The 18,734-nt window shown below is 59.5% G+C and carries 18 protein-coding genes and 2 pseudogenes; 8 read left to right on the top strand and 12 right to left on the bottom strand.

Annotated elements, in window-relative coordinates; genetic code table 11:
* The first annotated feature begins 20 nt into the window (after positions 1-20).
* From phoU to H7U37_RS09460, 3 genes are all read left to right on the top strand, one after another.
* Positions 21-671 carry a phosphate signaling complex protein PhoU gene (phoU, locus tag H7U37_RS09470; RefSeq protein ID WP_204875403.1) on the top strand — a complete coding sequence of 217 codons (651 nt, stop codon included), beginning with the start codon at positions 21-23 and terminating at the stop codon, positions 669-671.
* Positions 672-686: 15 nt separating this feature from the next.
* Positions 687-1,379 carry a response regulator transcription factor gene (locus H7U37_RS09465; RefSeq protein WP_204875402.1) on the top strand — a complete coding sequence of 231 codons (693 nt, stop codon included), beginning with the start codon at positions 687-689 and terminating at the stop codon, positions 1,377-1,379.
* A gap of 463 nt (positions 1,380-1,842) precedes the next feature.
* Positions 1,843-3,582: an ATP-binding protein gene (locus H7U37_RS09460; RefSeq protein WP_204875401.1), complete on the top strand. Its 1,740-nt coding sequence runs from the start codon at positions 1,843-1,845 to the stop codon at positions 3,580-3,582.
* Positions 3,583-3,738: 156 nt separating this feature from the next.
* Here H7U37_RS09460 and H7U37_RS09455 read toward each other — a convergent pair whose 3' ends face one another.
* The 5 genes from H7U37_RS09455 to H7U37_RS09435 all read right to left on the bottom strand — a co-directional run bounded on the left by H7U37_RS09455 (position 3,739) and on the right by H7U37_RS09435 (position 8,962).
* Positions 3,739-4,119 (bottom strand): hypothetical protein, encoded by a 381-nt coding sequence (locus tag H7U37_RS09455; protein ID WP_204875400.1) that lies wholly within the window; start codon positions 4,117-4,119, stop codon positions 3,739-3,741.
* Positions 4,120-4,444: 325 nt separating this feature from the next.
* Positions 4,445-5,248, bottom strand: a complete 804-nt coding sequence (locus tag H7U37_RS09450; protein ID WP_204875399.1) for a hypothetical protein — start codon at positions 5,246-5,248, stop codon at positions 4,445-4,447.
* Positions 5,249-6,565 (bottom strand): GLUG motif-containing protein, encoded by a 1,317-nt coding sequence (locus H7U37_RS09445; RefSeq protein ID WP_204875398.1) that lies wholly within the window; start codon positions 6,563-6,565, stop codon positions 5,249-5,251.
* Positions 6,552-8,519, bottom strand: a complete 1,968-nt coding sequence (locus tag H7U37_RS09440) for an efflux RND transporter permease subunit (protein WP_204875397.1) — start codon at positions 8,517-8,519, stop codon at positions 6,552-6,554. The genes H7U37_RS09445 and H7U37_RS09440 overlap by 14 nt, the downstream gene beginning before the upstream one ends.
* Positions 8,432-8,962: a hypothetical protein gene (locus tag H7U37_RS09435; protein WP_204875396.1), complete on the bottom strand. Its 531-nt coding sequence runs from the start codon at positions 8,960-8,962 to the stop codon at positions 8,432-8,434. Before H7U37_RS09435 ends, H7U37_RS09440 begins: the two co-directional genes overlap by 88 nt.
* Between H7U37_RS09435 and H7U37_RS09430 the strand changes: the two genes are divergently transcribed.
* A complete protein-coding gene (locus H7U37_RS09430) occupies positions 8,961-9,149 on the top strand; it encodes a hypothetical protein (protein ID WP_204875395.1) in 189 nt (62 codons plus the stop codon). The two genes, H7U37_RS09435 and H7U37_RS09430, sit on opposite strands and share 2 nt — an antisense overlap.
* 11 nt (positions 9,150-9,160) lie before the next feature.
* Positions 9,161-9,484 (top strand): TetR-like C-terminal domain-containing protein, encoded by a 324-nt coding sequence (locus H7U37_RS09425; protein WP_204875394.1) that lies wholly within the window; start codon positions 9,161-9,163, stop codon positions 9,482-9,484.
* A 77-nt stretch (positions 9,485-9,561) separates the two neighbouring features.
* Here H7U37_RS09425 and H7U37_RS09420 read toward each other — a convergent pair whose 3' ends face one another.
* The 6 genes from H7U37_RS09420 to H7U37_RS09395 form a co-directional block, all read right to left on the bottom strand.
* Positions 9,562-10,395, bottom strand: a complete 834-nt coding sequence (locus H7U37_RS09420) for a glycosyltransferase (RefSeq protein WP_204875393.1) — start codon at positions 10,393-10,395, stop codon at positions 9,562-9,564.
* 18 nt (positions 10,396-10,413) lie between these two features.
* Complete coding sequence (locus tag H7U37_RS09415) at positions 10,414-10,956, bottom strand: HdeD family acid-resistance protein (protein ID WP_204875392.1); 543 nt, start codon at positions 10,954-10,956, stop codon at positions 10,414-10,416.
* Positions 10,953-12,779, bottom strand: a complete 1,827-nt coding sequence (ftsH, locus tag H7U37_RS09410; RefSeq protein WP_204875391.1) for an ATP-dependent zinc metalloprotease FtsH — start codon at positions 12,777-12,779, stop codon at positions 10,953-10,955. The genes H7U37_RS09415 and ftsH overlap by 4 nt, the downstream gene beginning before the upstream one ends.
* Positions 12,776-13,204, bottom strand: coding sequence for a hypothetical protein (locus tag H7U37_RS09405; RefSeq protein WP_204875390.1), 429 nt, complete (start codon positions 13,202-13,204; stop codon positions 12,776-12,778). The genes ftsH and H7U37_RS09405 overlap by 4 nt, the downstream gene beginning before the upstream one ends.
* A 120-nt stretch (positions 13,205-13,324) precedes the next feature.
* Positions 13,325-13,867, bottom strand: coding sequence for a TetR/AcrR family transcriptional regulator (locus H7U37_RS09400; RefSeq protein WP_204875389.1), 543 nt, complete (start codon positions 13,865-13,867; stop codon positions 13,325-13,327).
* A 99-nt stretch (positions 13,868-13,966) separates the two neighbouring features.
* Positions 13,967-15,862: a heavy metal translocating P-type ATPase gene (locus H7U37_RS09395; protein ID WP_204875388.1), complete on the bottom strand. Its 1,896-nt coding sequence runs from the start codon at positions 15,860-15,862 to the stop codon at positions 13,967-13,969.
* Positions 15,863-16,057: 195 nt separating this feature from the next.
* Between H7U37_RS09395 and H7U37_RS09390 the strand changes: the two genes are divergently transcribed.
* The 3 genes and pseudogenes from H7U37_RS09390 (at position 16,058) to H7U37_RS09380 (ending at position 18,578) form a co-directional block, all read left to right on the top strand.
* The gene (locus H7U37_RS09390; protein WP_204875387.1) at positions 16,058-16,621 is read left to right on the top strand and encodes a TetR/AcrR family transcriptional regulator; all 564 of its coding nucleotides are present in this window, start codon (positions 16,058-16,060) and stop codon (positions 16,619-16,621) included.
* 118 nt (positions 16,622-16,739) lie between these two features.
* A pseudogene (gene vanR / locus H7U37_RS09385) lies at positions 16,740-17,453 on the top strand (VanR-ABDEGLN family response regulator transcription factor); the annotation flags it as partial.
* Positions 17,454-17,996: 543 nt separating this feature from the next.
* Complete coding sequence (locus tag H7U37_RS09380; protein WP_204875385.1) at positions 17,997-18,578, top strand: sensor histidine kinase; 582 nt, start codon at positions 17,997-17,999, stop codon at positions 18,576-18,578.
* A gap of 70 nt (positions 18,579-18,648) precedes the next feature.
* Here H7U37_RS09380 and H7U37_RS09375 read toward each other — a convergent pair.
* A pseudogene (locus H7U37_RS09375) lies at positions 18,649-18,734 on the bottom strand (IS5/IS1182 family transposase); the annotation flags it as partial.

Genomic DNA, 18,734 nt, shown 5'->3' with positions numbered 1-18,734 from the left:
GATAAGGAGGACCCCTTACTATGCGTAAAACCTTTGACGCCGAGCTCCAGGAGCTGGGCGCGGAGATGATCGACATGGCCGCCGCCGCCGAGGACGCCATCGACGTGGTGACCACCTCTCTGATCTCCAACGACCCCCGGGCGGCCCGCAACGCCATCGAAATGACCCGCAGCATGGACCGGATGGAGCGGGACATCGAAAACCGCTGTCTCCGCCTGCTCCTCCAGCAGCAGCCGGTGGCCCGGGACCTGCGCACCATCTCGGCGGCTTTGAAAATGGTGACCGACCTTCAGCGCATCGGCGACCAGTGCGCCAACATTGCCGAAATCGCCCTGCTGCTCAACAAGAGCGGCAGCACCGCCGACCTGACCCACATCCGCGCCATGAGCCAGAAGGCCGGCATTATGGTCAAGCGTGCCATTACCGCCTACGTCAACCGGGACCAGGACATCGCCAAGGAGGCCATCGCCCTGGACGACGGCGTGGACGAGCTCTTCCAGCAGGTCAAGAAGGATCTGGTGGAGCTGATCGTCAGCAACCGGGAAAACGCCGATCAGGCCATCGACCTCATCATCATCGCCAAGTATCTCGAGCGCATCGGCGACCACGCCGTCAACATCGCCCAGTGGGCCATCTACTGTGTGACCGGCGAGCTGAGCGCCACCACCTGATCGGAGGGAGTGCACATGGCGGACGCCATCGTGGTGGTGGAGGATGACGGCAGCATCCGGGAGATGCTGCGTTACTTCCTCCAGTCCACCGGCTATCAGGTCCGGGCCTATGAATCGGGGGAGGAGCTTTTTGCCGCCGAAGAGGCGCAGGAAGCTCCTGTCCTCTATTTATTGGACATTATGCTGCCCGGGATCGACGGGCTGGAGATCCTCCGCCGCCTGCGCGGAAACGTGCGGACCCAGGATTGCCCGGTCATCATGCTCACCGCCCGCACCGCTGAGATGGACAAGGTGGCAGGTCTGGAAAGCGGCGCGGACGATTACATCGTGAAACCCTTTGGGCTTATGGAATTGCAGGCCCGCATCAAGGCGGTGCTCCGCCGGGCCCGCCGTCCGGCGGCCGATACCCTCCTGCGCTGCGGGCCCCTCACCATCGACATCGCCGCCCGGGAAGTCCGTCTGGACGGTGTGCCGGTGGAGCTGACCTATAAGGAATTTGAGCTCCTGCGCCTGCTGGCCACCCGCCAGGGCACCGTCCTCAGCCGGGAGGAGATCCTCCATACTGTCTGGGACTACGACTTCACCGGCGAGACCCGTACGGTGGACATGCACGTTAAAACCCTCCGTCAAAAGCTGGGCGACCAGGCCATCGCCACCGTCCGCGGCGTGGGCTACAAAATGCCTACTTTCTTTCGAGAAAGAAAGTAGGCAAAGAAAGCTTCCATAAAGCGCTCGTTCGGTCAGCCCGGCAAAGACTGTACGGCAAAAAAAGCTTCCGTCAAGCCCTCGTTCGGTCAGCCCGGCAAAGACTGTACGGCAAAGGAAGCTTCCATAAAGCGCTCGTTCGGTCAGTCCGGCAAAGACCGCACGGCAAAGAAAGCTTCCATAAAGCGCTCGTTCGGTCAGTCCCGCAAAGACCGCACGGCAAAGAAAGCTTTCATCAAGCGCTTATTTTGTTCATCACCTAAGCGCAGAAAACTGTGGCCGACGACCGGCCCATTTCCCCCTCCGCGAAGCGGACCGCCCGGGGGATTGCAAAGGGGGTCTAAAACCCCCTTTGCCCCTTTTGGTCCAGGCCCTTTTCGGGAAAAGGGCCTGGCGCCGCCCGCGCAGGGCAGCCCCGCCCGCCCAGGGCTGAATCGAAAAATCGACCCACAAAAGAGGTGTGAGGATGAAAAAACGACTGACGGCTGCCACATTGGCGGTGGTTCTGGTATCGCTGCTGATTTCCAATCTGCTGGGCGCCTGGCTGATGCACAACCAAGAGCTGACGGTGGAGGAGGAGAGCCTGCGGGAGCTGCTGATTTTGATGGATACCCAAAGTCAGATCACCAACGCCGAAATGGCGGCCGAGCAGTTCCGCCAGGCCGCGCCCGGCAAGCGGCTGACCATTATCAACCCCGACGGGACGGTGGAGATCGACACGGAAATGGACGTGGACGCCCTGGAAAACCACGCCGACCGTCCGGAGGTCCGGTCCGCCCTCTCCACCGGCTGGGGCCGGGATGTTCGGGCCTCGGACACGGTGGGGGTGTCCATGCTCTACGTGGCCAAAGAATTTACAGACGGCATGATCGGCCGGGCCTCGGTCCCCCTCTCCTCCATCGACTCCCTGGTGCTCCAGAGCATGGTGGGCTTTCTGGCGGCCTCGGCGGCGGCCTTCCTGCTGGCCCTCCTTCTGTCCGGCCGGATGAGCCGCTACGTGCTGGAGCCCCTGGACGCGGTGCGCAATACCCTCCAAAGCGTGCTGTCCGGCAATCGGCCCGATATCCTGGAGGAATACCGGGCCGACGACGAGCTGCGCCCCATCCTGCGCTACATTGATAAGCTTCTGGAGCGGCTGGGCGACTCCATCCAGCGGGTCACCGCCGAGCGGGACAAGGTGAATCTGATTCTGGACTGCATGGACGAGGGTCTGCTGCTGCTGGATGAGGGAGGGAGCCTGCTGGCCTGCAACCGGGCGGCCAGGACCCTGTTTCAGCTTCCCGCCCAGAGCGACAACAACGACCAGCTTCTCATCCTCACCCGCAGCCGCCGTCTGCGGGACGCGGTGGACGAATGCCACAAAAAGCGCTCCGCCGTGGTGGTGGATCTGGACGACCTGGCGGGCGAGCGCCGCAGTCTGCGGCTCTTTGTCTCCCCGGTGTCCGACCGGCAGTATGAGGGCCAAGCCGTGGGCACCTCCATCCTGATCTCCGACGTGACCCAGCTCAAAAAGGCCGAGCGGGTGCGGGCGGACTTTACCGCCAACGTCTCCCACGAGCTGAAAACCCCCCTCACCAGCATCAAGGGCTTTGCGGATATGCTCTCCTCCGGCATGGTCACCGCGCCGGAGGATCAAAAGCGGTTCCTCTCTCTCATCGGGGTGGAGGTGGACCGGCTCATCGCCCTCATCAACGACACCCTGAAGCTCTCCGAGCTGGAATCGGTGGCCATCGAGCAAAGCGGCGAACATACCCCCGTCCTCACCGCGGCCCAGGAGGTGGCCCAGCTGCTGGCCCCCTCCGCCCTCCAGGCGGACGTGACCCTCTCCGTATCCGGTCAGAACTGTGAGGCGGCCATCTCCGCCGTACGGCTCAAGGAGCTGCTCTTCAATCTGGCGGGCAACGGCGTAAAATACAACCACCCCGGCGGCACGGTGGACATTATGGTGGAGGACCGGGGCGACACGGTGGGCATCGCGGTGCGGGACAGCGGCATCGGCATCCCGGACGAAGCCAAGGACCGGATCTTTGAGCGCTTTTACCGGGTGGACCCGGGACGGACCCGCAAGGCGGGCGGCACCGGCCTGGGGCTGGCCATCGTCAAGCATATCGTCTCCCTTTACGGCGGCTCCATCGGCCTGGAAAGCGCCGTGGGAAAGGGCAGCGTCTTTACCATCACCCTCCCCGCCTACACGGAGCCCTCCTGACCGGCGGGCTTTCTGCCCAAAACACAAAGGAGCCTTTCACAGGGTCAGCGCTACCCGCTGAAAGGCTTCTTTTTTATCCGGCGTCCAAAACGGCGGATCAATGGTTTTTACAGTTGAGCGCAAAGAAACTTTTGGCGTACAGAAAGGGACCCTGGTTCAGCGGGAGGCGCGCTTGTTTCCCTTGCGGCCCTTTCTCACCCGCAGAAGTATAAGGACCACCACCGCTGCCGCCGCGCAGCCCGACGCCGCCAGAAGGAGGACGCTCCATCCGGTTCCACTCTCCTCTACCATAAAGACCACGGAATCCCCGTCGGCCTGAAAGACCAGGTAGGTCCCGTCTATCTCCGCCTCCCGCTGCTCCCAGCCGCCGGAGGTCTCCACCCACACCACATAGTCTCCGCCGCTGTCGGGCAGCTTATATTGGACTTCAAAGGTGGAGGGGGACAAAATCGGGTCATCAACGGTGACGGTATAGATCTGTCCGGTGTGGGAGACCCCCAGTCCGTCGGTCCAGGTATCGTCGGCATAGGAGGCCACAGGGTGCTTCCCGCTCCAAAGGTCCCCTCCACCACGATCTGAGGGGGATCTCCCAGCGCCGTCAGGGCGGTATGGTAGGCGGTGTACTCCGCATCCAGCGTCCGGGAGAAGGTCAGATGGCTGTAATCCATCTCCGGCCAGCTGGCGGAACAGCCGCTCTTGGCCGGTATCTCCGGCAGCTGGGTCAGGGCGTCTCCGTAGGAAAAGTCAAAGGTCTCGATCTCCTTGCCATCCGCCCTGAAAATCAGGCGGAACCGGGTAAAGTCAGCGGAAGCCCCCTGGGAGAGGACCGCAAAGCTTACCGGCTCGGCTTTTCCCAAATAGCTCACCCCGTTGATGCCGTTGAGGGTATCGTGGGTAAAGAGGTTGCCCGACACCGTTCCCCCCTCCTCGGCGCAGCCCAGCACGGCGCCAAGATAGGCGGCGCCCCGGTCGATCTCCACCAGTGCGCGGCAGTCCGTGACCGTCTTGCCCAAGCCGGCCACGCCGCCGATGTAGTCGTTGCCCTCCAGGGCGCAGCGGGCCCAGCAGTCGCGGATGGTGGACCAGGCCGCCCCCGCGATGCCCCCACATAGTCGCCTCCGGTGCTCTCCACCGGCGCGTAGCTCTCACACTGGGATACGGTCCCCAGATCCATACGGCCCACAATGCCGCCCACATAGTCCTTTTTGCCGGTGACCTCGCCGGTGTTGACGCAGCCCTCCGTCAGGGCCGCCGCCTGGTAGTGGAAATCCAGAGACCGGTCGCCGGAGGTGGTCAGGTCGTCCTCCGGGTCATAGTCATACTCGATGGCCATGGACCCTACGATACCCGCCACATTTACGTCGCCCTCCACGGCACCCGTGTTCTTGGCATTGGTGATGCGCCCGGCGTCCTCGTCGGTTTCGGTGGCCTGGTCGGACACGTCCTCCAGCAGCTCCTCCTCCGTCTCCTCCGTGCTGTCGCTCTGTCTCCGAAGGACGTCGATGATTTTGCCAAACTGGTTGTTGATGGCCCGCAGATCGGACAGGAGAAGGTCGGAAGAGGTGGATATGGCGTCATTGAGTTCCTGGACCGCATCGTTGAGCCCGCCCATGGCGCTGTCCAGCTGGTCCACGGCGTCGGCGCACAGCGTGACGGAGCTGTCCACCTACTCCAGCGCCAGACGCAGATCGTCCAGGGCGTCCTGGCACAGATCGCCCAGCGTATCCATCTCATCCAGCGCGTCCACCATCAGGCCGGTGGACTCCTGAAGCCGCTCCAGCGCGGCGTCCAGCGTATCCAGAATGGGCTCCATCCGATCCATCGTCCAGGAGATCCGGGCGGACACATCGTTGACCGTCTCGATGTTCTCATCCGCCCAGCCGGCCATGGCGTCAGACAGGTCGGAGGCCGCGTCCTTCACCTGGTCGGCGCTGTCGGTAATGCCGGTCATCTTTGCGGAAATGTTGTCCGAGGCCCCCTGGGCGTGGGAGATGGCCTGGTCCATGAGCAGCTGGAGCGTGTCCAGCTCATTCCACAAATCATCCAGGTCGTCCGCGTCAAAAAGCAGGGTCAGCCGGGGCTCCATCTGGCCGCAGATTCCGCCCACGTCCTTTCTGCCTTTGACCGTCCCCGTGTTGACGCAGCTGTCCAGCCAGCCCGTCTGACGGCCGGCAATGCCCCCCCCCCCCACATTATGGCCCACGTGTTCATAGCCCACGTCGCCGTTGTTGGTGCAGCTCTGGAGGATACCGGAGGAGGCCCCCGCGATGCCGCCGATATCGGTGCAGGCCGGGGCGTTCTCGGTGGAACGGATGGTGGACAGATTCACCTCGTGAATGGCCACCGTGGTGGTTACCTCGGTGATGTTGACGTCGCCGGCGTTCTGGCAGCGGATTATGCTGCCCTCGTTCCGGCCCACGATGCCGCCCACATAGTGCTCCCCCAAAAGCGTGCCGGAATAGGAGCAGTTGATCAGCTGTCCGGAGGCTTTGTTGTAGCCTGCCACGCCGCCGGCGTTGGTGCCGGCCCTGATGTTGCCCTGAAAGGCGCAGTGCAAAAGCTTGCCGCTGTTGACCCCCACCAGTCCGCCGATGCTGTCTTTCAAATCGGTGGGCGCCACCGTGCCCTCCACGGTCAGGTCCTGAATGACCGCGCCCTCCTGGACGTAGCGGAAAAAGCCCCGCTCGTTGCCGCTTCCGGTGAGGGAAAAGCCGGTGATGGTATGCCCCTGTCCGTCAAAGGTGCCGCCGAAAATAGGGATGGGCTCAAACTCAGACCCGCTCAGGTCAATGTCGGCGTCCAGATAGACCGTCTTGCCCACAGACCAGCCGTCCAGGGAACAATTTCGGGACAGCGCCACCAGATCCTGGGCGGTCTGAATATGTACCTCGTTGCTCTCTGCCGCCATGGCCGGCGCCACGGTCCCCGCAAGAAGGAGCAGGACCAGCAGAAACGCGATGATACGCCGATTATTCCGATTCATATTCGCCCTCTTTTCTTTCCGCTTTTTCTCTCTCCGGCGTGATGCTTCCCGTATCCAGCACGGCGGAGACATCCCCCCGGATCACGCCGTGGACGGTGGCGTCCACCAGGCCGTTTACCTTGCCGCGGATGCGTCCGTTGACGTAGACCGTGCCGCTGGCGCCGCGGGATACCTCCGGTACCTTGATGTTGAACCGGGTCCGTTCCACGATCTTGTCGCCCAGCAGCAGAATCTGGGGCAGAATGAACATGACCAGAATCATGGAGATCAGGGTGCCCCGGCTCAGGTTTTCGCCGATGCCCACGATGGCGGGCTCGGAGGAGAGCTTTCCGATGAGATAGGCCGCGGAGGTCAGGATGGTGCCGGACGTAAGCACGGTGGGAAAAGCCAGATCCAACGCCTTGATGATGGCCTCCTGGGGCGGCATCAGCTCCTTCATCTCACTGTAACGGGAGGAGATGACGATGGCATAGTCGATATTGGCGCCCATCTGGATGGAGGTTACCACCAGATAGCCCATGAAAAAGATGGGCTGGTCCAGGAGCGTGGGGAAGGAGAAGTTGATCCAGATGCTGCCCTGGATGACGCAGATGAGCAAAATGGGAAGTCCCACCGACTGGAAGGTAAAGAGCAGCACCAGAATGACGAACACCACCGACAGCACGCTGATGGGGATGTTGTCCCGCTCGAAGGAGGTGGACAGGTCGTAGTCGCTGGTGGAGTCGCCCACCAGGAAAATCTGGTCCGCCGGGTAATAGCGCTCCGCCTCCTGGTGGATGGTCTGGAGGAAGGCAAAGGTCTCCTCCCCCTCCTCCGGCAGATTCAGGTTGAGCACCGTACGGCTGTATTCTTCTCCCATCATCTGGGACTGTCCGTCCGTCAGCGCGGCATAGAGGTCCTCCACCTGCGACTGGGTCTCATCATCCAGGGTGACAAAGCCCTCGTCCACCTGGTCGTAGAGGAAGAGGAACATATCCATCAGAGGGACGGCGTAGGTATCCACTCCGCTGACCGCCTGGCCCAGTTCGTCGTCCTTGGCCGCATAGGCGGTATAGAGCAACTCCACAATCTCATAGTCCATATCGGTCATTTCCGCAAACGGCCGGGGGATGAGCTTGTCGGTCAGGGTGTAGCCGTCCAGGGCTTCGATGTTGGAAAGGCCCATGGCGTAATCCACCTCATCATACTGCTCCAACCGGTTCAGCAGGGCTTTTTCACTGGCATAGTCGCCCTTGGGCACCAGCAGGGCCACGATGTTCTGGCTGCCGAAGGTTTCGTTGACCCGGCGCTCGGCGATCTGGTTTTCGTTTTGCTTGGTGGTAACCAGCTTGGAATAGCCGTAGACATACGGGCAGTTTTGGGAGAAGAGGAACCCGGCCACCAGAAGCAGGGCAAAGACCGGCACGCCGATATAGCGCAGCTTTACCACCAGCTTTCCCCACTTGTTGATGTGGGGGACAAAGCTGCGGTGCTTGGTCTTTTGGATGGCGTTGGAAAAGAGCATCAGCAGTCCGGGCATCAGGGTAAACACCGAGAGCATACTAAAGCAGATGGCCTTGATGAGCACCAGGCCCATATCAAAGCCCAGCCCAAACTGCATGAACATCATGGCCGCAAGGCCCGAAATGGTGGTCAGGGAGCTGGAGGAGATGGCGGGGATGGAGTAGGCCAGGGCGGCGATGCAGGCCGTCCGGTCTTCCCCCAGCTGCGCCCGCTCCTCGGTGAAGCGGTGGAGCAGGATGATGGCGTAGTCGATGGCCAGGGCCAGCTGCAGCACCACCGTCACGGAGTTGGATACAAAGGAGATGGTGCCGAAAATAAAGTTGGCGCCCATGTTCAGCAGGGCCGCCGAACCAAAGGTAATCATCAGCACCGGGATCTCGGCGTAGGAACGGGAGGTAAAGAGGAGCACCAGAACGATGATGGTGAAGGCGATGACCAGGATGACCTGCATCTCGGAGGCCAGATTCCCGGCGGTGTCGTTGCCACCTCGCTGCTCACATAGGCGTCGTAGGGCTCCAGCAGCGTTTTGATCTCTGCCATGGCGTCCAGACGGATCTGATCGTCCACCTCTCCGTCAAAGGTGACGTTGATGAGCACGTCGGAGCCCTGGATATAGTCGGCTCTGTCCTCCGCGGTCTCCTCGTCGCTCTCACCGCCCATGGCATCGGCGCCCACCGACGCGGTGGTGACGCCCTCGATCTCCTCCATGCGCTCCGCCAGATCCTCCGCCAGCGCTTCGGACGCATGTGAGACCACGATACGGGCCGTGCCGTAGGTCGTCAGCTCTTCTTCCATGATGGACAGACCCTGCCGGGTCTCGGTGTCCGCCGGCAGGTAGGCGGTAATGTCGTTTTCGACGTTTACCCAGCCTTGTGAAAAGATGGAGAAAATCATGGCGGCGATTATTCGTCAGATGCCGCTTTATCTGTTAAAAGGTTATAAAAAATATCCGGGCTTCTCAATACACAAAGGGGGGCCTCTGTGTTATTTTTCACACATCGGCGCTTTTGTCCTTACAGGCGCGCTCTTGCGCTTCCGGGTGAAAATTGTTATACTAGTTATCATGATATGCCCAATCTGAGGTGAATATATATGACAAACAGCGCCGTCTGCCTGTGCGCCCTGCGCTCCCCGGGGCATGACGCCTTGAAGCGCTTTTTCGGCGCCAGTCTGGAGGCCATTTTCAGAGCGGAACTGGAGGAGACCGCGGCCCGCCTGAAGCTCGATCTGGACCCGGAGGGAATCCCCCTCTTTGTAAGCGCCCTGGGAGGCATTATGGAGGCCTGGCTGCTGGGTCTTTTTCCGGACACGCCGGAAGACATGGTGCGCAGGATCAACGGCTTTCTCCAGAGCCACATCTATGGCATACAGGTATTGCAGGAACACGGCGTCCTTCCCCACGACCCGTCCTGCTGAGGCGGCATGACCGGTGAGCGCCCAGGGAGCCAGGCTCCCTGGGCGCTTTTCATTCTATGGGTCCGGCCTTCTCCCCCTCATAGGTCGATGTCCCACGCGCGTTTGGTCAGCTGGATATAGTGCCGGTACAGTATCCCGAAGCGATGGGCATATTTTGACTTCCAGGGCTTGGCTTTGCCGCAAAAGTGCAGGATTGCCGTATGCTCCATCACCCACTGCAGATTGCAGATGCCGCCGCTGCGCAGGAGATAGCTGCTGTAATTGCGGGCGTCGTAGTTCCACAGCACGTCCTCCAGGGGGAGAATCCGCTGGCTGTACAGCGCGTTGAGCATGTCCTGGTCGGGCAGCAGCAGCTCCTTACGGTGCTCTTCCACATACCGGAAGAGCGCCTGGGGCCGGATCTCGCGTCTGCCCGCCTCCAGGTCCATGAGCAGCACGCCGGAATTGTAGTAATCCCTCTCGGTGCCCAGCCGAAGCTGGTTTACGCTGTTGGCCAGCTCCGTCTTGCCGGTATGGGCCGCCGCGCCAAAGAGATTGCCGTTGAGTTCCCGCTCCCACAGGGGACGAATGGGATTGATGACCAGGGTGTCCGGGTCAAGATAGAGCACACGGCGCACCTGATCGGGCAGCAGCAGCGGAGCCAGGAGCCGGTAATACATCTCTTTGGGATATTGCCGGGTGGTGGGCGCGTGCGCAAACAGGCCGTCGTCCACCCGCAGCGGCACGGCGGCATAGCCCAGCGCCTGGCATTGCCGGTAAACCGCCGCCAGCCGCTGCTCCGGGATTCCGCTGTGGAGCAGATAGAGGCAGATGCTCTCCCCCGGATTATTCAGAGACAAGGAGGTCAGCAGCACCTGCAGCTGAGGCAGATAGTTTTGGTCCAACGTGGTCAGCAGGGAAATCGTATCCACAAGGGCACTCCTTTCCAGTCAACGGTACATCCCCATACGGCTGATCGCCACGATCACGCTGTCGATTCCCAGCAGGACAAGATAGCCTCCCGCAAAGCAGCGTATGGCGGACATGGTGAAAAAGGGACTAAAGAGCATCATCACGCCCAAAATCAGCCCCACCACATTGATGGCCAGGAGCAGATAGTAGGTGCCGCTGCCGGCCACCAGACGCACCCGGGGCAAATGGGACAGTCTCGAAATGCAGTGGGCAATAAACCAGATGGGAAACAGCAGGGCCAGCGCCAGCACCCCCGCCTTGGGGTATGCCAGCAGCATGATACCGGACATCACGCTCAAAATACCCGCAATCAGGGACAGGATGGGCCCAAAGCCGATAAAGCGCTCCAGACGGATAAACAAAATGATGTCCGCGATCCCCATGCACACGGCCGCCAGGCCGAATACCGCCGCCATGCCGGTCAAGGCCCGGTCAGGCTCGGCAAAGGTCCAGATTCCAAGTCCAATGAGTAAAATTCCAATGGCCAGCTCCAGCCAGCCAAACGCAGAGCGCCGTCTCATCCATTATGCCCCCCATTCAGGATCTCCATGAATTCTTCGCCGGTAATGGTCTCCTTTTCATAGAGGAAGTTGGCCAGCTCGTCCAGCTTCTCCCGATTCTCCTCCAAAATCCGCCGGGCCTTTTGGTGCTGCCTTCTGACCAGCTCCACCACCTTTTGGTCGATCTCTTTCTGGGTGTCCGCCGAGCAGGTCAGCGCGGCGTCGCCCCCCAGATACTGATTGCGTACCGTTTCCAGCGCCACCATGTCGAACTCGTCGCTCATGCCATACTGGGTAATCATGGCTCTGGCCAGCTTGGTGGCCTGCTCGATATCGTTGGAAGCGCCGGTGGTGATTTGTCCAAAGGCCACTTCCTCCGCCGCGCGGCCGCCGGTATAGGTGGCGATCTTGTCCTCGATCTCCTCCTTGGTCATCAGATATTTGTCCCCCGTCTCCACCTGCATGGTGTAGCCCAGGGCCCCGGAGGTCCGGGGAATGATGGTGATTTTCTGGACCGGGGCGGAGTGGCTCTGTCTGGCGGCCACCAGCGCGTGACCGATCTCATGATAGGCCACCACCCGCTTTTCCCGGTCGGAGAGGACGGCGTTTTTCTTCTGATAGCCGGCGATGACCACCTCCACGCTCTCCTCCAGGTCCGCCTGACTGACCACCACCCGGCCGCCGCGTACCGCCCGCAGGGCCGCCTCGTTGATGATGTTGGCCAGCTCCGCGCCGGAAGCGCCGGCGGCCATACGGGCAATGGTGTGGAAGTTTACGTCCTCCGCCAGCTTGATCTTCTGGGCGTGGACCCTCAGGATGGCTTCCCGCCCCTGCAGGTCGGGTAATTCCACCGGAACCCGCCGGTCAAAACGGCCGGGACGGGTCAGAGCCGGGTCCAGCGATTCGGGCCGGTTGGTGGCCGCCAGAATGATGACGCCGGTGTTGCCCTCAAAGCCGTCCATCTCCGTGAGAAGCTGGTTGAGGGTCTGCTCCCGCTCATCGTTTCCGCCGCCGTAGCCGGTGCTCCGCTTCTGGCCGATGGCGTCGATCTCATCAATAAACACGATGCAGGGGGCCTTCTCTTTGGCCTGCCGGAAGAGGTCCCGCACCTTGGAGGCCCCCATTCCCACGAACATCTCCACAAACTCCGAGCCGGAGATGGAAAAGAAGGGGACGTTGGCCTCGCCGGCCACGGCCTTGGCCAGCATGGTCTTGCCGGTGCCCGGAGGGCCCACCAGCAGGATGCCCTTGGGCATGGAGGCGCCGGCCTCGGTATATTTTTGGGGGTTGTGGAGATAGTCCACGATCTCCTGGAGGCTCTCCTTCGCCTCGTCCTCGCCGGCCACATCCGAAAACCGGATGCCCTGGGTGGAGGGCACGTAGATCTTGGCGCTGCTCTTTCCCATGCCAAAGGACATGGCGTTCTTTCCGCCCGCCTGATTCATCAGCTTTTTGCTCATATACTGCCCCAGGCCAATGAAAATCAGGATGGGGAGAATAATGGTCAAAAACCAGCTGAGGAACGGCGACATGGGCGTCTCAATTACGCGGCCGAACTGGGCGTCCGCGTCGTGGAGGCGCTCGGTCAGGGTGGGGTCCTCCATGGGGCCGGTTTTATAGATCTCCGTCTCCTCCCGGTCCGTAAAGAGGATCTGGGTCTCCTCCACCTGGACGACGCCGATATTTCCCTCCTCGATCATATCCATAAAGGTGCCGTAGTCCACTTCCGTCACCTGTCTCTGGGCCAGCAGCGGCGCCACCAGCAGATTGAACAGCAGCACGATCAGCAGCACAATGCCGTAGTAGTAAATCAAGGGCTTTTTGGGTGATTTAACTTCTTTCATAACGATTCTCCTTTTTCCTGCTGGAGCAGCTGGTCGTCAATGGCTTTCATGGAAAAGAGCAGGACCCGGTCGGCGGCCTGGTGGGCAAAATCCAGCAGATACTCGGCCAGCAGAAGCTCCTCCTCCACGGCGGTCTCCGGGTCCCCGCTCCGGTCCACCGCCGCCCGCAGCCGCTGCCCGGCCCGGGCAATGTCGTATTCCACCTGCCCATAGACTTGGGCCAAAATGGAGACCAGGTTCGACTTGGAACGGCGCAGGTTTTCACGCAGGGCCGTTTCCGCGTCCGCGCACTCTTGTTCCAGCGCGGCGATCTCCCGCCGCAGCGCGTCGTGGCCGGCTGTCTGGCTGTCCTGAATGCGGCGATGCAGTCTGTCCACGCTGACGTCCAGCTGGCAGAGCTTTGCCGACAGGATTTTATGTGCCATATCCACACCTCCTTGCTGGTTATTATTATAGGAGCCGCCTGTTTTCCACGCAATTATCACAATCTTTGGGCTGTATAGACAAAACATCCGGAGTGTAAAAAAACTTACACTCCGGATGTTTCAGCGCTCTATTGGAGACTCGCCCCGCGGCGGGATTCCCTCGGTCATCAGACGGAATACGGTGTGGACGATCTGGTCCAGATGCTTTGTGTCCCCCTCCGTCCAGCCCCGCAGGATGCCCAAAATCGCCTGGCTGTGGTAGCGCACGATCAACCCCGACTCCAAACGGGTGCAGTCCTGGTAAAGCCCCTCCTCATCGCAAACCCGCTCAAAAAGGCCCTGGATATACCGGTCCAGAAACCGCTCCAGCTCATCCCGGTAGCTGCTCGCCATTCCCCGCTTCATATAGGGCAGCACCCGAATGGCCATCACGAACAGATAACGCAGCTTGCTTTCGCCATCGGCTAACGTGCGCACCTCCAGCACGGTCCTGGAAGCCTCCCGCTCAAGCATCCACTGAAACAGGGCCGGGATGTCCTCGAAGTGGTAATAAAAGGCCTGCCGGGTGATGTGGCACTCCTCCACGATGTCTTTTACCGTCAGTCGTTTGACGCCCTTTTCTGTCACAAGGGTCTTTGCCGCCCTGGCAATGGTTTCTTTCATATCGGCTGCCATCCCGCGTTCTCTCCCCCAAAGGTTATTTTCTACTATTATATGGTTGCGGCGCTGTCATTGCAAGGAGGAGCGTACGCCGTGGCTTTTTTATGTAAACTTTCTGTCGTAGAGCAGCGCGGCAATGAGCACCACAAAGCAGGAGCCGGCGTTGTGGACCAGCGCGCCGGTGGTGGGAGTCAGCACCTGCGCCAGGGAGAGGACAATGGCCACGGCGTTGATGCACATGGAGAGGGCGATGCTCACCCGGATGGTTTTGACGGTGGCGTTGGACAGCTTTTTCAGATATGGGAGCTTGTCGATATCATCGCTCATCAGGGCCACATCGGCGGCGTCTACGGCGATGTCGCTCCCCATGCCCCCCATGGCTACGCTGACGTCGGCGGTTTTCAGCGCCGGCGCGTCGTTGACTCCGTCGCCGATCATGCACACTGTATGGTTTTCCCGCTGCAGGCGTGCAATGCGCTCCACCTTATCCCCGGGGAGCAGTTCCGCCCAGACTTGGGAGATCCCCGCCTGCCGGGCAAAGTACTGGGCCGCCGTCCGATGGTCGCCGGTGAGGAGCACCGTGTCGGTGCGCATGGACGCCAGGCGGGAGACCACCTGCCTTGCCTGGGGACGCAGCACATCGGAAAGGGCGATCACCCCCAGACAGGTCTGTCCCTCCCCCACCAGGATCAGGGCCTTTCCCTGGGCGCGCAGCCGGGCCAGGGCGGCCTTTGCCGGGCCGTCAACCGTGATCCCCCGCTCCAAAAGGAATGCCTCGCTGCCGCAAAGCAGACCCCGGCCCTTCACCCGCGCACAGACGCCCTTTCCGGCGGTCATTTGAAAGTCCTCCGCCTCCGCCAGCGGCACGCCCTTTGCCCGCGCATGGGCTGCCACGGCCTTGCCCAGGGGATGCTCGCTCTTCGTCTCGGCGGAAGCGGCCAGAGAAAGCAGCGTCCGCTGGTCAAGGTCCCCGGCAAAGGGAAGCACGTCGCTCACATCCAGACGGCCATAGGTCAGCGTCCCGGTCTTATCAAAGGCCACTATATCCACCCGCCCCATCTTCTCCAGCGCCTCTCCGGATTTGATGACCACGCCGTGCTTGGTGGCCTGCCCAATGGCCGCCATGATGGCGGTGGGAGTGGCCAGCACCAGCGCGCAGGGACAAAATACCACCAGCACCGTCACGGCGGTAATCAGATTGCCTGAGACGGCATAGGCCAGGACGGCGATGAGCAGCGCCGCCGGCACCAGCCAGCTGGCCGCCCGGTCGGCGATGCGCTGGATGGGGGCCTGTTTTTCCTCCGCCTCCCGTACCATGCGGATGAGGGTTTGCAGGGAGCTGTTTTCCCCCACTTTAGTGGCCGTGATGTCAATGGCCCCATAGCAGTTGACCGTACCGCAGAACACCGCCGCGCCTGCCCCCTTGTCCACCGGCAGGGCCTCTCCCGTCATGACCGATTGGTCCACAGAGGTCGTCCCGCTGACCACGGTTCCGTCCACCGGGATGGTCTCGCCGGGCAGAATCCGCAAAATATCCCCCTGCCGGATCGCTTCGACCGGAATCAGCTCCTCCTTGTCGCCGGTCAGACGACGTCCCCGCGCGGGCACAAGGTCAATCAGCTGTTTCAGCCCCTTTTTGGCCCGGTTGGTGGTGGCCTCCTCCAGCAGCGCGCCAATGGCCATGATAAAAGCCACCTCTCCCGCCGCGAACAGATCGCCGATGGCGATGGCGGCAAACATGGCGATGCAGATCAAGAGCGCCGAGGAGATTTTGCTGATACCCGGATTGCGGATCACACGCCACACCGCCAGATACAGCAAGGGGAGGCCGCTGATGAGAACCGTGACCCAGGCCGGGTCAAAGGGGAGAAAGACGGGGCCCGCCGGCGCAGCGCCAAATGTCTCTCCAAGGTGCGGCGCCAGGTCCAAAAAAAGAAAGATCCCGGCCACTATGGTCATGGGCAGACCGGACAAAACAGCATTGATTTTTTTGAGCATTCCCTTTCTCTCCTCTCCATGGCGCTTTTCGCCGCGCCAGCCTTGACATGCGCCCAAAATCTGCCGTACAATCAATAGGATAACAAACACTTTGTTTTCTTTTATTGTAATCCGTCCCGGCGGCATTGCAATGGATTATGTAACGCACCTGTATGCTACGGAACATTTTTTGAAAACTATACGGGGGGATTCCAGATGGACCGGCGGCAGCAAAAGACCAGACGGGCGATTTTTACGGCCTTCAGCGCCCTTTTGGAGAAGAAGCCATACAGCAAGATAACGGTACAGGAGATCATCGACGCGGCCGACGTAGGGCGGACCACCTTCTACGCCCACTTTGAGACCAAGGACGACTTGCTCAAGGCCCTGTGCGAGGCGCTGTTTGGGCACATCATCAGCAGCGCCATGGACAGCTCCCATACCCACGGTCTGTACGCCGAGGGCAGCGCCCCCACCTCCGTTTTCTGCCATCTGCTGCACCACTTGCAGGAAAACGACAAGCACGTTTTGGCGCTCCTCTCCTGCGAAAGCAGCGAGCTTTTCCTGCGCCACTTTAAGGAGAGTCTAAATGACCTGGTGCGTGTACACGTTATCGGCCACGGCAGTTCCGCCCATCCGGAGCTCCCCCCGGATTTTCTGGTCAACCACATTTCCGGCAGCTTTGTGGAGATGGTATTATGGTGGATCAAGGGAAAACGGAAGCAGACGCCGGAGGAGCTGGACCGATATTTCCGGGCTGTCATTGCACCGCTGCTGTAAGCTTCCCGCGGGAGGGAGTTTGGAAAATCTTAATCTTTTCTCATGAAAAAACAAAGGTGCGCTGGGCTCTTCTTTGATAAAATATTGCGTGTATACTCTTGAAAGGGCGCGTGGCTTCATGCCGGATAACATATTGGTGGTTGATGATGAAATCGAAATCGCGGATTTGATAGAAGTCTATCTGAAAAACGAAAATTACGCTGTATTCAAATTTTATACGGCCCAAGAAGCCCTTCAATGTATGGAAGCAGCCCCCATTGATCTTGCAATTTTAGATATCATGCTTCCTGATATGGACGGATTTACCCTATGTAAGAAAATCAGGGAGCGTCATACCTACCCCATCATTATGCTGACAGCCAAAGACGCTGAAACGGATAAAATCACCGGCCTTACGCTTGGAGCGGATGACTACATGACCAAACCCTTTCGTCCTCTGGAACTGGTCGCACGGGTAAAATCTCAGCTTCGCCGGTATCAAAAATACAATCCCGCGCATTCTGAGGCTTCCGGGACCTCCTCTGGCTTGTCGGGAGATCCGCTTATCTGCGGTTCTCTGACGATGAATATCAAGGCGCATACTTGTTTCTTGGGAGAAAAGCCCTTGGCGCTGACTCCTACGGAGTTTTCTATCCTGCGCATTCTCCTGGAAAACTCCGGGAACGTAGTCAGCTCTGATCGCTTATTTCACCAAATTTGGCAGGATGAGTATTACAGCAAATCCAACAACACCATCACCGTTCACATCCGCCATTTGCGGGAAAAGCTGGGAGACCGCATGGACAAGCCCAGATTCATCAAAACAATATGGGGAGTAGGATACAAAATTGAAAGCTGGTCCAAAAGACGAATACTTTGCCTTTCAATTCAAACTCATCCGACGCGTGTGTATCAATGTCATTACCTCCATCGCGGTGGTGGCAGGGCTGTATCTTTTCATTTGGAAACAACGGGTTGGCGATTGGGTGGTGTGGCTGCTGGAAGCCATGTTCAAAATAAAACACGAAGAAGCGTTTTATTATTACAGCGACTACTTTCGGGGAAACAAAGAAATCTTCTTCGCCGCGGCTGTTTTTTTGATATTTACAGTATTGATGGTGCGAATTTTTCGGTGGGTTGCCGGCTATTTCAGCGAGATCAATCAGGGGATCGCGTCCTTGTTGACAGACGATGAAGCGCAAATTCAGTTTTCGCCGGAAATGCTGCCGTTTGAACGGAAGCTGAACTCCGTAAAGCGGACTTTGGCGGAGCGAAAAAGGGAAACCTCCTTGGCCGAACAGCGGAAAGACGAACTGGTGATGTATTTGGCCCACGATATCCGCACCCCCTCACATCGGTCATCGGGTACCTCAATCTGCTGGAGGAAGCGCCCAATATGCCCCCCGAACAGAGGGCCGCGCGGGTTCATATCGCATTGGAAAAAGCCTACCGGTTGGAAACAATGGTAAATCAATTTTTTGAGATTACAAAGTATAAATCGCAAAAAATTGCCTTGTCCAAAGAAAATATTGATCTTTATTATATGCTGGTCCAATTATCGGATGAACTGTCCCCGGTTTTGGCCCAAAGGGGAAACGCCGTCGCGCTGCATCTTAACGAGGACTTGACCGTTGAAGCGGATCCGGAGAAGCTGGCGCGGGTGTTCAGCAACATCTTAAAAAATGCCGCATCGTATAGCGGCCCCCATACCGAAATTGGAATCTCCGCCGAAAAAGTGGAGCAGGAAGTTATCATCCGCTTTCAAAACAGCGACAAAGATATTCCAGACGAGGCTTTGTCGTCTCTTTTCGATAAATTCTATCGGGCAGATCAGTCCCGCTCCTCTGACACGGGCGGTACGGGGCTTGGATTGGCCATAGCCAAGGAAATTGTCACGCTGCATGGCGGGACAATCGGCGTATCCATTGAAAATCATGTGGTTACCTTTACAATTTCCTTACCCCTGACAAATCAGTAATGGTCCTGTTTTTCTTCCCACCCCCAATCAATAAAATCTCCGCATGATATTAAATAGTGTGTACACAAGTTCAGGCTAAAACGGCGCACCAAATAGCAATGCAACGAATTTGCACTGCGGCGAGAAAAGATGCTGTATTTTTAGCATATCGCGTGG

The sequence above is a fragment of the Pseudoflavonifractor phocaeensis genome, assembly GCF_016901735.1.
In the GTDB taxonomy this organism is placed as follows: Bacteria; Bacillota; Clostridia; order Oscillospirales; family Oscillospiraceae; genus Pseudoflavonifractor_A.
This window is presented reverse-complemented; position numbering and strand designations above follow the sequence as displayed.